Genomic DNA, 14670 nt, shown 5'->3' on the forward strand with positions numbered 1-14670 from the left:
ACAGCCAATCGTTGCACGCGTTTCGCCTTTCGCTGACGGCTCAGGTAAAAGGCGAAACGCTTGAGCAAACAGGGATGATGACCATGAACGATCTCTTCAACTCCTTCATGACCGGCCCCGACGAGAAGGGGCGTTTCGGAGAATTCGGCGGGCGTTTCGTGTCCGAGACGCTGATGCCGCTGATCCTGGAACTGGAAGAGCAGTACGAGAACGCCAAGACCGACCAGAGCTTCTGGGACGAGATGGATTTCCTGTGGAAGCATTATGTCGGCCGGCCGAGCCCGATGTACCATGCCGAGGGCCTGACCGAGCGGCTGGGCGGCGCCAAGATCTACATGAAGCGCGACGAGCTGAACCACACCGGCGCGCACAAGATCAACAACGTGCTGGGGCAGATCCTGCTGGCGCGGCGCATGGGCAAGACCCGCATCATCGCCGAGACCGGCGCGGGCCAGCATGGTGTGGCGACGGCGACGGTCTGTGCCAAATTCGGGTTGAAATGCGTGGTCTACATGGGCGCGCATGACGTCGAACGTCAGCGGCCCAACGTGTTCCGCATGAAGCTCTTGGGCGCCGAGGTGATCCCGGTGACCAGCGGTCGCGGCACGCTGAAGGACGCGATGAACGACGCGCTGCGCGACTGGGTGACCAACGTGCGCGACACGTTCTATTGCATCGGCACGGTGGCCGGGCCGCACCCCTATCCGGCGATGGTGCGCGATTTCCAGTCGATCATCGGCAAGGAAGCCCGCGAACAGTTGCAGGAGGCCGAGGGCCGTCTGCCCGACACGATCATCGCGGCCATCGGCGGCGGGTCGAACGCGATGGGGCTGTTCTATCCGTTCCTCGACGACAAGGAGGTGAACATCATCGGCGTCGAGGCCGGCGGCAAGGGCGTGAACGAGAAGATGGAGCATTGCGCGTCGCTGACCGGCGGGCGACCCGGGGTGTTGCATGGCAACCGGACCTACCTGTTGCAGGACGATGACGGGCAGATCCTGGAAGGCTACTCGATTTCGGCGGGGCTGGATTATCCGGGCATCGGACCCGAGCATTCGTGGCTGCACGAGATCGGGCGCGCGAAATACGTGTCGATCACCGACAAGGAAGCGCTGGAAGCGTTCAAGCTGTGCTGCGAGGCCGAAGGGATCATCCCGGCGCTGGAGCCGTGCCACGCGCTGGCGCACGTGATGAAGATCGCGCCCGACCTGCCCAAGGACCATATCCTGTGCATGAACATGTGCGGACGCGGCGACAAGGACATTTTCACCGTGGCACGGCACCTCGGGTTCGATATGGCCGAGGGCGACTGAATCGCCGCCCATCCGGTTCGGGCGTGAGCGCGATCAGTCGTCGGTCTTGTCGTCTTCGTCCTCTGCGTCGTGATCGCCGTCGTCCGGCGTAGGCCGACCCTTGCCGCTGTCGTCGTTCTTGCGGTCGTCTTCGGTTCGGTCATCGTCGTCATCGCCCCGATCGTCGCGGTCGTTGTCGTCGTTTCCGCTAAGCGAATCGTCGAAGAGAAAGCCGGCCGAGTTGATTTTCAGGTCGTCCGACGGGATATCGCGGTCGGGACCCGCGACAGCGGTGTCATCGGCCATGGCCGCACTGGAAAGAAGGAGAGCGGTGGCGGAGAAAGCAATTAATCGTCGCATGCGAACCTCCTTCGCTTACTGGTACTTGCGCGCCGACGGGCGCTTTACAATTGACTTGAGATAGCGCCGCACGGACGCACTGCAAGCAAACGACAGAAGGGGCGCGCGGTTCCGGCGAGAGAACGCCACATCTTGCGCCTGCTCATGACGCGGCTCAACGGAAAACGCGCCGGGCGATGAGGCCCGGCGCGCCAATCCGGTGTGGTGCGGATTGATAATCCGCCTCTCCCTACACCAGCGAGTAGTAGTAGATCACGACGGGCACGGTCGCCTCGTCGCTGGCGTTCTGCGTGTCGCTGGCGCTAGTGTCGTTGCTGTCCGAGGCATCGGCGCTGTCGTTGGTCATGTCCTTGCTTTCGGACGTGCCTGCGGTCATGTCGAGCGCCTTGGTTCCGGCACCGCGGTATTCCTGCGGCGACAGGGAGCCGGAGCCGTCGGCGTCCATCGCGTCAAAGCGCTTTTGCAGGGCCTTGTCGCTCCAGTCCTTGTCGATCTCGCTTTCATATTCGGCCTGGGTGATGATGCCGTTGCCGTCACCGTCATACATCTTGAAGCGGTCGACGGCGGTCTTGGCGAATTCCTCGGCATCGTCGGTGTCGGTGGACACGGCCGATTTCATGTCGCTGTCGTCGGTGCGCCACGCCTTGTTCGTCAGCTTCTGGTATTCCTCGACGCTGAGTTCGGTCTTGTCGCCGGTGCCCAGGTCGGACCAATCGGTCTTGTCGTTCCCGGCTTGTGCCTGGGTATAGGCGTCGCGGTTGCTCTGTTCGGCCTTGCCGATGCAGTTGACCATTTCCTCGCGGTCGACCGAGCCGTCCTTGTTGAGGTCGAGCGCCGCGAATTCGGCGTCGCGCGCGTCCTTGATCTCCTGCTCGCTCATGAAGCCGTCCTTGTTCTTGTCGGCGGGCATGAAGGCAGTTTCGCAGAAGGCGGGCATATCGGTCTCGCCCTCGCTCTGCTGGGCCAGCGCGGGAGCGGCTGTGACCAGCGCGGCGGATGTCAGGATCGTTGTCGTCAGGGTCTTCATGTTCGTGTCTCCTTTCGCGTTTACAAACGGTCGGGAGGACGGGTGTGGCGTCACTCCTCCGGGTTTGACGTCCCGGTGGAAGAACGTGCCGTTGCGGTGTGAGTTCCTGATTTTCCCTGCAACGCCGGGCCGGCTTTGGCGGACCCCGGCCAAACAAGGGGCCGCATACGGGGCCCTGAATGCGCATTTGGAGAAGGGTGAACGAGCCTCAGGATGTCGCGTCGGAGGCGTGTTGTTTCAGCACGTCGATCGGCACGATATCGAGTGCGCGGGCGTGGGTGGCCTCCAGCCGCACCTTGGGCGCGCAGCCCTCGTCATGCGCCTGAAGGAAGCGCCCGGCGCAGAGGCACCAGTGGTCGCCGGGTTTCAGCCCGTCGAAACCGAACTCCGGGCGCGGCGTGGACAGGTCGTTGCCGACATATTTGGAATAGGCGAGAAATTCGGCGGTCATCAGGGCGCAGACCGTGTGGCTGCCCTGGTCGGCGGCGCAGGTGTTGCAATGGCCGTCACGGAAAAAGCCGGTCATGGGCGTGGTCGAGCAGCTTTCGAGCTTGCCGCCCAGCACGTTGACGGAAGTGTCCATTTCGATTGCCATGCGATGCTCCTTGGGTCCCGGGTGGGCATATGGTGCACATCAGGCGACGTGGGTGCAAGGGCAGCGCCGTGCTAGAGCGCGTCCGCGATCTGCCGGAACATAGCGATATTGGCATCATTTACGCCGGGCTCGCGGAAGGCGCGATCGGCGGCGGTGGTGACGATGACCACATCGCGCCCCTGGTCGATATAGATGTACTGGCCGTAGATGCCGCGGGCCATGAACTGTCCGGGCTCTGCGCCTTGGGGGATCCACCACTGGTAGCCATAGCCGATCTGGCCCGGCTCGGTCGGGGCGCTGGGCGTCGTGGAGGCCGCGATCCAGTCGGCGGGGACGACCTGACGGCCGCCCAGTTGTCCGTTCTGTTCGATCATCAGGCCGAAACGGGCGTAGTCGCGGGTGGTCAGGTTGAGACCGCCGAGGACGAAGGCCACGCCCTCGCCGTCGGTGATGTAGTAGGGCGCGGTCTCGAGCCCCAGGGGCGCGATGATCTTTTCCGACAGCAGCGCGGGGATGTCGCGGCCCGTCGCGCCGCGGATGATCATGCCCAGGACATGGGTGTCGATGGAAACGTAGTGCCAACGCTTGCCGGGCTCCGCGTCCCGCTCGGTGAGGCCAGCGGCGAAGCCGTCCATCGTGCCGCCCAGGGCCAGCACGCGGCCCATGCGATTGATGTCGGAATCGTAGTCGAGGTAATCCTCGTCGAACCGCACACCGCTGGTCATTTGCAGGACGTTGCGGATGGTGGCCCCGTCATAGGCGCTGCCGCTCAGCCTCGGCGCGTATTGCGTCACAGGATCGTCGAGCGATGCGATATCGCCCTCGGCCACGACAATGCCCATCAGCGCGGAAAGAAAGGACTTGGCCACGGACCAGCTTATGCGGCGGTCGTCGGGTGTCGTGCCCAGGTGATAGCTTTCGTGGACGACCTCGCCATGGTGCAGGACCAGCAGCGAGGTGACGGCGCGCGTCTCGATCCAGTCCTCGGTGCCGTCGGGAAGGGTCATCTGGGCGCCGCCTGGCAACGGCATGACGGGGCGGTCGCCGCGCGGCACGGGCGTGTGCAGGAAGGCCGCGTCCATGTTGGAGAAATTCCCGACGATATGTTCGGGCTCGAAGAGGCTGTTGACCGCCATGAGGCGGGTGATCTCGTCGCGCTTCCAGATACCGATGCCGATGGCGACGATGGCCAGAACTGCAACGATCCGAAGCGTCCATTTCAGGATGCGGCACATGATGTGATCCTCCCCGTGGGGCAGCAAAGCACCGGGGGCGCGGTGCGGCAAGTGGAACGCGGCGTTAGCGGAACTTGTCCATGAGCTTTTGCAGCGGGCTGCGGTCTTCGGTGTCCGGGGATGCGGGCGGCGCGTCCGGCTTTGCGGCCGGTTTCGCGTCAGGTTGCTGTTCGGCCGCGGGTTTCGGCGCGGTTTTCGAGGAACGGGCGGGCGCGGTGCGCAGCGAGACGGCGTTGAGAAACTTGTCGCTATGGCCCGCGGCCAGTTCGGGCGCGCCATCGGACAGGCCGCGCAGCAGATCGTCCAGCCAGTCACCATCGGCCTTGGCGAAATCCTGAAGCACGTAATGCGACACCAGGTCCTTGCGGCCCGGATGGCCGACGCCGAGGCGGACGCGGCCATAATCCTCACCGATATGGGCGTGGATGGAGCGCAACCCATTGTGGCCGGCGTGGCCGCCGCCCTGTTTCACGCGGCATTTGCCGGGGGCGAGGTCGAGCTCGTCGTGGAAAACGATGACGTCCGACGGCTCCAGCTTGTAAAAGCGCATGGCCTCGCCGACCGATTGCCCGGACTTGTTCATGAAGGTTTCGGGCTTGAGCAGCAGAACCTTTTCGGAGCCGAGCTTGCCTTCGGTCAGCTGGCCCTGGAACTTGGACCGCCAGGGCGCGAAGCCGTGATCGGAGGCGATGCGGTCCAGCGCCATGAAGCCGATGTTGTGGCGGTTCTTCTCATATTTTCCGCCCGGATTGCCGAGGCCCACGAAAAGCAGCATTGCCGATCACCTGTTCTTTGGTGAGGATGGTCTACGCGGCGCGCTGCGCTGAATCAACACACGACCGGCAGGGACAGGCGGGGCAGGATGGGTGAATATGCGGTCAACGGGGTCACGCTGGTGGTGCCCGACGACATGCTGAACGAACGGGTGGCGGGCAAGCTGGAGACCGGCACCTACGAGGCGCACGAGGCGCACGCGGCACAAATGCGGCTGCGCGAAGGGATGCGCGTGCTGGAGCTGGGCGCGGGCGTGGGGTACATCGCGTCGATCTGCGCGGGCGTCGCGGGCGCCGCGAACGTGGTGACGGTGGAGGCCAACCCGGCGATGCTGCCGGTCATTCGCGCCAACCTTGATCGCAATGGGTATCAGGCGGCGCGGCTGATCCACGGGGCGGTGACCGGGGAGGGCGATGCGGAGGAGATCGCGTTCGATCCCAAGAAGGTGTTCTGGGCCGGGCGGATCGCGGACGACGAGGCGGACGCCGACAAGCTGGTGACGGTGCCTATGCTGCCGCTTTCGGGCCTGTTGCAGGAGCACCGGCCGCACTTGGTGATCATGGACGTGGAAGGGGCCGAGCGGCATCTGTTCGACGCGCCCTGGCCTGCGCATGTGCGGGCGGTGATGATGGAACTTCACCCCAACCAGTATCCCGACCGGGTGATCAAGCAGATCGTGGATTGCATGTCGGCCTCCGGCCTGACCTACGATCCGGGGCCATCGCGGGGGCGCATCCTGTGTTTCCGGCGTTTGCGGCACACATGAAAAACGCGAGGGCCGGGACCCTCGCGTTGATGTTTTCGCAAACCGGGGGAAGAGCTTAGTCTTCGCCGCCTTCCGCTTCTTCGACGCTGTCCGGGCCGGCCTCTTGCTCGGTTGCCGGAACCTCGTCGGCTGCGACGTCTTCGTCTTCGTCCTCGGCATCGGATTTCAGCGCCGACGGGGCCGCGATGTTGCAGATCACGAAGTCACGGTCGATCGTGGGTTTCGCGCCCTCGGGCAGCTGAACCTGGCTGATGGTGATCGTGTCGCCGATGTTTTCCATCAGGCTGAGGTCGACGGTGATGCTTTCGGGGATGTCGCCGGCGGTCACCACCAGCTCGATCTCGTTGCGGATCACGGTCAGAACGCCGGTTTTCAGCGCCTCGCACTCTTCCTCGTTGATGAACTCGACGGGGATGAAGAGGTTGATCTTGGTCGTGCGGCGCAGGCGCATCAGGTCGAAGTGAGTCGGCAGGTCCTTTACCACGTCGCGCTGGACGTCGCGGCAGATCACGCGGACATCGTCGTGGCCGTCAACCTTGAGGTTGAACAGGGTGGACTTGAACCGGCCCTGTTTCAGCCGCTTCAACAGGACGTTGAACGGAATGTTGACGGGCAGCGGTTCGACGTCGCCCCCGAATACGATCCCCGGAACCATGCCATCGCGGCGTGCAGCACGAGCGGCGCCCTTGCCCGTCCCCGTGCGTTCCTGGGCGTGAAGATCAGGAATTTCTCCAGCCATTTGTAATTCTCCATATGCAAAGGCGGGGCTCCTCCAAGGCTGTAGCCCCGCGTGAAGCCGTCGCTTTAGAGGATTAAGGGCGGCTTGAAAAGCCCAAATATGCAAGGTTTTGCGGGATTCCGGGGATCAGGTGCGCGCGGTCTCGGCGGGTGGCGTCACGCGGCCCCAGGAGACGCCTTCGAGCAGCGACGGGTCGAGCCGGTCGCCATGCAGGACGCTGACATCGCCGGTGGCTTCCATGACCACTGCGCGGACCTGGTCGGGCTGAAGCGCGTTGGCCTCGCGCAGCTTGGCGCGGATATCCGCGCGGGTGACGCGGGCGAGGCGCAGGTTGTCGTCGAGGATGCGGCCCTCGTGCATCAGGATGATGGGGCGCGTATCCACCAGATGTTCGACGGCGCGAAAATGCACGCGCAGCGCCGAGATGGCGAAGCGCAGGGCGAAGAGTGCGGCGAGCGCGAGGATGCCGGGCAGGAAGCGGCTGGAGGTGGTCATCAGCGTGGCGACGACCGAGCCGCTGGCCAGCGTCAGGGCGAAGTCGAAGCTGGACATCTTGGAGAAGGAGCGCAGGCCGTTGACGCGGGCGAGCAGGATGATGACGGCGACCGCCACGACGGTCTGAAAGACGGTATCGGGCATGTCACGGCTCCTGCGCTTGCATGACAGGCGAACGCAGGGGGTGGGGCGATGTTCCCCGCCTATTGCCAGTCGCCGGAAAAATCCTTTGGAACCATCAGGATATCTCGGTCGACCTTGGTGATGTCGGTGTGGCCGCAAAACGCCATGGAAACATCAAGCTCCTTGTGGATGCACTGGAGCGCCTTGGTCACACCCTCTTGCCCCATGGCACCGAGGCCATAGACATAGGCGCGGCCTATGTAAGTGCCCTTGGCGCCGAGGGCGACGGCCTTGAGCACGTCCTGGCCCGAGCGGATGCCGCTGTCGAAATGGACCTCGATCCTGTCGCCCACGGCGTCCATGATTTGGGGCAGGGCGCGGATGGCGGAAAGCGCGCCGTCGAGTTGTCGGCCGCCGTGGTTGGACACGACGATGGCGTCGGCGCCGACGTTCAGCGCCTCGCGGGCATCGCGGGGGTCGATGATGCCCTTGATGATGAGCGGGCCGTCCCACATCTTGCGAAACTCGCGGATACGGTCCCAGTTGAGCGCCTCGTCGAACGCCTCGGCGGTCCAGGAGCTGAGCGACGAGGGGTCCGAAACGCCCTTGGCGTGGCCGACGATGTTGCCGAAGAACCGCCGCTTGGTGCCCAGCATCCCGAGGCCCCACTGCACCTTGGTCATCATGTCGGCAATGGACTTAACGGTCAGTTTAGGCGGCGCGCTGAGACCGTTCTTGAGGTCCTTGTGGCGCTGGCCCAGCACTTGCAGGTCGACGGTGATGACCGCCGCCGAGCAGTTGGCGGCCTTGGCGCGGTCAAACAGCCGCTGCATAAAATCGTTATCTTTCAAGGTGTAAACCTGAAACCAGAACGGCTTTTCCGTGTGGGCCGCCACGTCCTCGATCGAGCAGATCGACATGGTCGAGAGCGTGTAGGGCACGCCGAATGCCTCGGCGGCGCGGGCGGCCTTGATCTCGCCGTCGGCGTGCTGCATTCCGGTCAGGCCCACGGGGGCGAGGGCCACGGGCATCGAGACATCCTGGCCGATCATCCGGCTGGCGGTGGAGCGGTTCGACATGTCCACGGCGATGCGCTGGCGCAGATATATGTCGCTGAAATCGCTGGTGTTCTCGCGGAAGGTCTGTTCCGTCCAGCTGCCCGATTCCGCGTAGTCGTAGAACATCTTGGGCACGCGGCGGCGGTAGATCTTTTTCAGGTCGTCGATGTTGGTGATGACGGGCATGGCGGACGTCTCGGGCTTTGGTCAGGTTTGTTGACCAGTAGCCGGGATCGGCGCCCGAGTCCATGCGACCGGGTGACGGCATAGCGGATGGCCGGAAAACGACAGGGGATGTCGGGGATCGGCATTTGTCGCGGCGAGAACGCTTTCAGCATGGAACGAACCCTGTTGACCCCGGAGGCCCGATGACCCTGACCGTCGCTGCGACCCAGATGCGCTGTAGCTGGGATATGGAAGACAACCTTAACAAGGCCGAGCGTCTGATCCGCGAAGCCGCCGCGCAGGGGGCGCAGGTGATCCTGCCGCAGGAAAGCGTGGGGCTGCACTTCTTCGGCTTCATGGACTGGAAGCCCGAGCATTTCAGGCTGGCGCAGGGATTGGACGGCCCCATCGTGCGCCACATGCAGACACTGGCGCGTGATCTGGGCGTGGTGATCCCCGTCAACTTCTTCGAGAAGGCGAACAACGCCTATTTCAACACCAACGCGATGATCGACGCCGACGGCGCGGTTCTGGGGGTCTACCGCAAGACGCACATCCCCGGCGGGCCGCCGGGGTGCTTCGAGAAGATATACACGAGCTATGGCGATACCGGGTTCCAGGTGTTCCAGACCGCCCATGGCAAGGTGGGCGCGGCGATCTGCTGGGACCAGTGGTTCCCGGAATCGGCCCGGATCATGGCGTTGAAGGGCGCTGATATCCTGCTCTATCCCACCGCGATCGGGTCGGATTGCCATGACCACTGGGAAACCGTGATGCGCGGCCATGCGGGCGCCAACCTGACGCCGCTGGTGGCGGCGAACCGGGTCGGACGCGAGGCGGGCGACCTGGGTGAGACCGAATTCTGGGGCCGGTCGTTCATTGCCGGGCCGAAAGGCGAGGTCCGGAAGAAGGCCGACGACCGCTCGGAAATGGTTATCGTGGAAAACTTCGACCTGGAGGAAATCGCGCAAATGCGCGCCGGGTGGGGCGTGTTCCGCGACCGGAGGCCCGATGCCTATGGTCCACTTCTGACGATGGACGGGGCGCGGCCGGCGCTTTAGGCCGAGTGCGCGCCGTCGGCGAGGCCCTTGACGAAGTCGAGCACTTGCGCGGGACTGTCGCCGTCGGCCAGCTTGCCGACGATGGCGGAACCGACGACGCAGCCATCGGCCACGGATGCGATCTCGCGGCTGCTTTCGGGCGTGCGGATGCCGAAGCCCACGACGATGGGCAGGTCGGTCTGCGACTTGATGCGTTTCACCTCGGGGCCGACATCGGCCGCCTCGGCCGCCGCCGCGCCGGTGATGCCGGTGATCGAGACGTAGTAGACGAAGCCCGAGGTGTTGGTCAGCACCTTGGGCAGGCGCTTGTCATCGGTGGTGGGGGTGGCGAGGCGGATGAAGTTCAGCCCGGCCTTCTGCGCGGGAATGCACAGTTCGTCGTCTTCCTCGGGCGGCAGGTCCACCACGATCAGCCCGTCGATGCCGGCCTCTTTGGCGTCTTTCAGAAAGGTCTCGACCCCGCGATTGTAGATCGGGTTGTAGTAGCCCATGAGCACGATGGGCGTGGTGTCGTCGCCCTTGCGGAATTCGGCGGCCATGTCGAGCGTGCGTTGCAGGGTCATCCCGCCTTCGAGCGCGCGCTGGCCGGCGAGCTGGATCGTGGGGCCGTCGGCCATGGGGTCGGTGAAGGGCAGGCCCAGTTCGATGATGTCGACACCGGCGGCGGGCAGGCCCTTGACCACCTCGAGCGAGGTGTCGAAATCGGGGTCGCCGGCCATGACGTAGGCCACGAAGGCCTTCTTGTTCGCGTTGCGCAGGTCTTCGAATTTGGCGTCGATGCGTGTCATGTTGCGGTCCCGTCGTGATGTTCCGGCATGGTTTGGCGAATGCGGCGCGGAAATGCAATGGGATGTGCGTGCGGCAGACGCCGGAAATGAGTATTTGAGGCAAGAAAAAGCGGGGGCGTTGCGCTGGGCGCGGCTTGGGCATAGAAGGCGCCGGAACGAGAGCAAAGAGGTGCATCATGGGCTTCAAGATGGGAATCGTGGGGCTGCCCAACGTGGGCAAGTCGACGCTGTTCAACGCGCTGACCCGTACGGCGGCGGCGCAGGCGGCGAATTTTCCGTTCTGCACGATCGAGCCCAATGTGGGCGAGGTGGCGGTGCCCGACGCGCGGCTGGACAAGCTGGCGGCGATTGCGCAGTCCAAGCAAATCATTCCGACGCGCATGACGTTCGTGGATATCGCGGGCCTGGTGAAGGGGGCCAGCAAGGGCGAGGGCTTGGGCAACCAGTTTCTGGCCAACATCCGCGAGACGGATGCGATTGCCCATGTGCTGCGCTGTTTCGAGGATGGCGACGTGACCCATGTCGAGGGCCGCGTGAACCCGGTGGAGGACGCCGAGGTGATCGAGACAGAGCTGATGCTGGCCGACCTGGAAAGCATCGAGAAGCGGCGCGCGGGGCTGGTGCGCAAGCTGAAGGGCAATGACAAGGAAGCGGTGCAGGCCGACCGTCTGCTGGCCGCGGCGCAGGCCATGCTGGACGAGGGCAAGCCCGCGCGGCTGGTCGAGGTGGATGCCGAGGATATGAAGGCGTGGAAGAACCTGCAACTGCTGACCTCGAAGCCGATCCTGTACGTGTGCAACGTGGACGAGGCGAACGCGGCGAATGGCAACGATCATTCCGCCGCCGTGGCGAAGATGGCCGAGGAACAGGGCGCGGCGCATGTGATCATCTCGGCCCAGATCGAAGAGGAGATCAGCCAGCTGGATGCCGAGGAAGCCGAGATGTTCCTTGAGGAAATGGGGCTGGAAGAGGCGGGCCTCGACCGGCTGATCCGGGCAGGCTATGACCTGTTGCACCTCGAAACCTATTTCACCGTCGGCCCCAAGGAAGCGCGGGCGTGGACGATCCGCACCGGCACCGCGGCGCCGCAGGCGGCGGGGGTCATCCATGGCGATTTCGAGAAAGGCTTCATCCGGGCCGAAACGATCGCCTACGAGGATTTCGTCGGGCTGGGCGGCGAGCAGGCGGCGAAGGAAGCCGGCAAGATGCGCGCCGAGGGCAAGGGGTATATCGTCAAGGACGGCGACGTGCTGCACTTTCTGTTCAACACGTAAGAGGCCGCGTTCGCCCCCCCCCCCCGTCAAGGATCCTGAGGGCGTAGCCGGACTAGCCGGCTTTGCGCGTCGCGTCACTGTCCGCCGTTTCGCCGAACCCCGTGGGCACGGTCATGTCGGGCAATCCGGCCGCGCGCTTTTGCAATGCCCGCCCGATGACAACACGGCTGATTTCCGTGGTGCCGTCGACGATCCGCAACATCTGTGCAAGACGCGACAGACGGTCCAGGCCGTAAGGTTGCAGCAACCCCGCCCCCCCGAGAACCTGGGTGCAGGTGTTCGCTGCTTTCAACGCGGCATCGGGCACAAAGCGTTTCGCATGAGCGGCCATCAACGGGCCTTCCGATGTGCCAAGCGCCGCTGCAGCCTTGCGATAGAGCAGCCTGGACACCTCGAGATCGGTTGCGACCTCGCCCAGCATCCACTGGATGCCGTCCAGATCAAGGTTCTTTCCGCCAAACATCCTGCGGTTCTTCGAATAGGACAGGGCGGTATCGAGCGCCGCCTGCATCAAGCCACAGCAGCCGGATGCAATCGAGACCCTGGCGATGTCGATGGCCATCAGGGACCCCTGAAAGCCCTGACCGATGGGCAGGATGATGTTGTCCTCGCTGACCACGACCTTGTCGAGATACATCTCGGACATGGGCAGGAAGTTGTAGGATGGCGTGTCGTAGATCGAGCCAAAGCTGATCCCCGGTGCGTCGGCGGGAATGGCGATCATCGCCATGTCCTTGTGGCCGGGTGCATCGCTGGTTTTGACAACGGTGAAGTAGATGTCGGCCTCACCCGCCAAGCTGACCCATGCCTTCGATCCACTGATCGTCCACGTGCCGTCATCGTTGATCGTGGCGCGGGTGTACATCTGCATCGGGTCCGACCCCGACTGCGGCTCGGTCAAAGCGAAGTTCGCCAGCTTGCGCCCCGATGTCAGGTCGCGCGCCCACTGGTCTTTGAACGCCTGCGTGCCGTAGCCGCATCCCGCATAGGTGCAGATGTTGTGCATGGAGAGCGCAAAAGCATAGGCCCCGTCGCCCAGGCCAAGCTGTTCGTAGACCTGGATGCCCTCGGACAGGGGCAAGCCCTGGCCGCCCCATTCCTCGGGGGCGTAGAGGCCCGTCAGGCCGGCGGCCCCCGCCTTGTCGGAGGCGTCGCGCGGCCATTTCCGGGCGGTGTTCCAACCGTCGACATTGGGCGCGATGACCCCGGTGGCGTGATCGTGGGCGGCGGCAAGGATGGCATCCAGTTTCTCGGACATCAGAGCGGTCCCTTCAAGGCGGCGCACTGTCGGATTTCGCCAACCGTAAGAAGGCGAGTGTCAGGCGACCCGGACGTGCTTTGCAGGTTTAAATTCTATTTCCAAATGCAAAGTAGCGATCTCAGCGGCGACACGCCATATCGTGAGGTGACAGCCTGTTGTCCGAAAGTGACAAAACTATGGATTGAACATTTGTGCGCGTCGATACGCGCTGGGGGATTTGCCAGTCCACCGTCGAAAGGCCTTGTGGAAACTCGCCGCCGATGAATACCCGACGTCCTGAGCAATGGCCTCGACACTGCGATTGCCGGCCTGAAGGTGCCGGATCGCAATATCACGGCGCAGCGCGTCCTTGATCGACTGAAACGACGTGCCGTCCGCCCGAAGCCTGCGGATCAGGGTGCGCGGCGTCACGTGCAGGGCGCGCGCGGCGCCAGAGAGGCTCGCGGTCTCCCACCCTGTATTGCCGAGATAGGCGCGCACGCGCAGCGACTGGGTATGTTCGCTGGAGCGCGTGAAGATCCAGTCGCGGGGCGCGTTGCGCAGGAAGACCTCGAGATCGGTGGCGGTGCGTATCCGGACCGGCCCCAGCGCCTCTTGATCGAAGACCAGGGATGTCGCCGGCCTGCCGAAGCCTGCCTGCGCGGGGAATATGACGGCATAGTCCTCTTCGAACGGGGGGCGCTGAAACGCGAACTCCACCGCTTTGACCGGGACTTCGTATCGGGCAAGCCAGGATATCAGGCCGTGGGCCAGTTTGAGGATCAGCATGTGGCCGAACCGCTGTGGTGGCGTGTCGCCTTGCGCCACAAGCCGCAGCGTGAGCGTGGCATCCGTTTCCACGAGGTCGAGCCGGTAGTCGTCCAGCAGCAGGTTCCAGAAGGTCGAGAACCGATAGAGCGCAGAGGCCAGGGACGTCGCCTCGCGCACGGATGTCAGCAGGTGTTGCAAGGCCCGCGGCCGGATGGGGCGCGACCACAGCCCCATCATCTCGTCCCCGGTTTCCACCGCGGCCAGTTGATACAGGCGGACGATCTGGTCCAGCGTGACCCGGCCCTTTCGCTCGTGGTGTCGTGCCGGCAGGTCGGACCGCTCAAGAAGGGACGCGAAGTGATCCTCGGAGCACAGAGGCCGCAATGCGCCCAGCCAGTCAGAGATGAACTGATTGGACACCGTGAAGAAGAGGGGCGAGGCAGCACTGGACATTACACGCCCTTCGTTATCCTTAAATCCTGCGGCGCAGAAGACCTGAAGGCCTGTGCCGGCACGGGAAGAGTGCCGACGGTCATGCACCTGGCCTGAAGCCCGCAGGTGCAGGCGTTGGGGGCCAACTCGCGTTGGAACCCCTTGCTGGCATGCGCCACGCCGCACCGGGCGTCGGGGGCGCTTTCGCTGCAAGGGAAATCGACCCGGCTCTGCCCGGATCCGGTGTTTTTCAGTGTTTCCCCGTGGCTCCCGGGCCAGTTTTCGCCTGTGGCAAGGTTTTTCGGAAGACGGGCAGAATGGCCTTGTATTCCCTATGTTTCCTTGGCTATACGCGTCGGCGGAGACGTGGCCGAGTGGTCGAAGGCGCTCCCCTGCTAAGGGAGTAAACGGGAGACCGTTTCGAGGGTTCGAATCCCTTCGTCTCCGCCACCCACCATTTTCATTGAACCCCATG

15 protein-coding genes and 1 tRNA gene are annotated in these 14670 nt (G+C 64.1%); 5 read left to right on the plus strand and 11 right to left on the minus strand.

Annotation, left to right across the window (positions count from 1 at the left end):
* Positions 1-83: 83 nt before the first annotated feature.
* Entirely contained in the window at positions 84-1313 is a 1230-nt protein-coding gene (gene trpB, locus FIU89_RS03360; protein ID WP_152491302.1) for a tryptophan synthase subunit beta, read from the plus strand.
* Between the two features lie 33 nt (positions 1314-1346).
* Here the strand turns inward: trpB and FIU89_RS03365 are convergent, their stop codons facing one another.
* The 5 genes from FIU89_RS03365 to pth all read right to left on the minus strand — a co-directional run bounded on the left by FIU89_RS03365 (position 1347) and on the right by pth (position 5284).
* Positions 1347-1652: a hypothetical protein gene (locus FIU89_RS03365; protein WP_152491303.1), complete on the minus strand. Its 306-nt coding sequence runs from the start codon at positions 1650-1652 to the stop codon at positions 1347-1349.
* Between the two features lie 229 nt (positions 1653-1881).
* Positions 1882-2679 (minus strand): EF-hand domain-containing protein, encoded by a 798-nt coding sequence (locus tag FIU89_RS03370; protein WP_152491304.1) that lies wholly within the window; start codon positions 2677-2679, stop codon positions 1882-1884.
* 208 nt (positions 2680-2887) lie between these two features.
* Positions 2888-3274, minus strand: a complete 387-nt coding sequence (locus tag FIU89_RS03375; protein WP_152491305.1) for a DUF2237 family protein — start codon at positions 3272-3274, stop codon at positions 2888-2890.
* A gap of 71 nt (positions 3275-3345) precedes the next feature.
* Positions 3346-4509 (minus strand): serine hydrolase, encoded by a 1164-nt coding sequence (locus FIU89_RS03380; protein WP_152491306.1) that lies wholly within the window; start codon positions 4507-4509, stop codon positions 3346-3348.
* 64 nt (positions 4510-4573) lie between these two features.
* Positions 4574-5284, minus strand: coding sequence for an aminoacyl-tRNA hydrolase (pth, locus tag FIU89_RS03385; protein WP_152491307.1), 711 nt, complete (start codon positions 5282-5284; stop codon positions 4574-4576).
* Between the two features lie 87 nt (positions 5285-5371).
* On the opposite strand from pth, the gene FIU89_RS03390 reads away from it, so the two are divergent.
* Positions 5372-6049: an FkbM family methyltransferase gene (locus FIU89_RS03390; RefSeq protein WP_152491308.1), complete on the plus strand. Its 678-nt coding sequence runs from the start codon at positions 5372-5374 to the stop codon at positions 6047-6049.
* A 55-nt stretch (positions 6050-6104) separates the two neighbouring features.
* Here the strand turns inward: FIU89_RS03390 and FIU89_RS03395 are convergent, their stop codons facing one another.
* From FIU89_RS03395 to FIU89_RS03405, 3 genes are all read right to left on the minus strand, one after another.
* Complete coding sequence (locus FIU89_RS03395; RefSeq protein WP_152491309.1) at positions 6105-6788, minus strand: 50S ribosomal protein L25/general stress protein Ctc; 684 nt, start codon at positions 6786-6788, stop codon at positions 6105-6107.
* Between the two features lie 126 nt (positions 6789-6914).
* Positions 6915-7427 carry a DUF421 domain-containing protein gene (locus FIU89_RS03400; protein WP_152491310.1) on the minus strand — a complete coding sequence of 171 codons (513 nt, stop codon included), beginning with the start codon at positions 7425-7427 and terminating at the stop codon, positions 6915-6917.
* Positions 7428-7486: 59 nt separating this feature from the next.
* Positions 7487-8650: an alpha-hydroxy acid oxidase gene (locus tag FIU89_RS03405; protein WP_152491311.1), complete on the minus strand. Its 1164-nt coding sequence runs from the start codon at positions 8648-8650 to the stop codon at positions 7487-7489.
* A gap of 182 nt (positions 8651-8832) precedes the next feature.
* Here FIU89_RS03405 and FIU89_RS03410 point away from each other — a divergent pair, with 182 nt between their 5' ends.
* Positions 8833-9690, plus strand: a complete 858-nt coding sequence (locus FIU89_RS03410; RefSeq protein ID WP_152491312.1) for a carbon-nitrogen hydrolase — start codon at positions 8833-8835, stop codon at positions 9688-9690.
* Here FIU89_RS03410 and trpA read toward each other — a convergent pair.
* A complete protein-coding gene (trpA, locus tag FIU89_RS03415) occupies positions 9687-10478 on the minus strand; it encodes a tryptophan synthase subunit alpha (protein WP_152491313.1) in 792 nt (263 codons plus the stop codon). The genes FIU89_RS03410 and trpA overlap by 4 nt on opposite strands.
* Positions 10479-10654: 176 nt before the next feature.
* Between trpA and ychF the strand changes: the two genes are divergently transcribed.
* Positions 10655-11752 (plus strand): redox-regulated ATPase YchF, encoded by a 1098-nt coding sequence (ychF, locus tag FIU89_RS03420; protein ID WP_152491314.1) that lies wholly within the window; start codon positions 10655-10657, stop codon positions 11750-11752.
* Between the two features lie 52 nt (positions 11753-11804).
* On the opposite strand, the gene FIU89_RS03425 is transcribed toward ychF, so the two are convergent.
* Together FIU89_RS03425 and FIU89_RS03430 are read right to left on the minus strand one after the other, a co-directional pair.
* Complete coding sequence (locus tag FIU89_RS03425; protein WP_152491315.1) at positions 11805-13010, minus strand: acyl-CoA dehydrogenase family protein; 1206 nt, start codon at positions 13008-13010, stop codon at positions 11805-11807.
* 177 nt (positions 13011-13187) lie between these two features.
* Positions 13188-14216, minus strand: coding sequence for an AraC family transcriptional regulator (locus FIU89_RS03430; protein WP_152491316.1), 1029 nt, complete (start codon positions 14214-14216; stop codon positions 13188-13190).
* A 339-nt stretch (positions 14217-14555) separates the two neighbouring features.
* Between FIU89_RS03430 and FIU89_RS03435 the strand changes: the two genes are divergently transcribed.
* A tRNA-Ser gene (locus tag FIU89_RS03435) sits at positions 14556-14645 on the plus strand.
* Positions 14646-14670 lie beyond the last annotated feature (25 nt).

It is taken from the genome of Roseovarius sp. THAF27 (assembly GCF_009363655.1).
Taxonomy (GTDB): Bacteria; Pseudomonadota; Alphaproteobacteria; order Rhodobacterales; family Rhodobacteraceae; genus Roseovarius.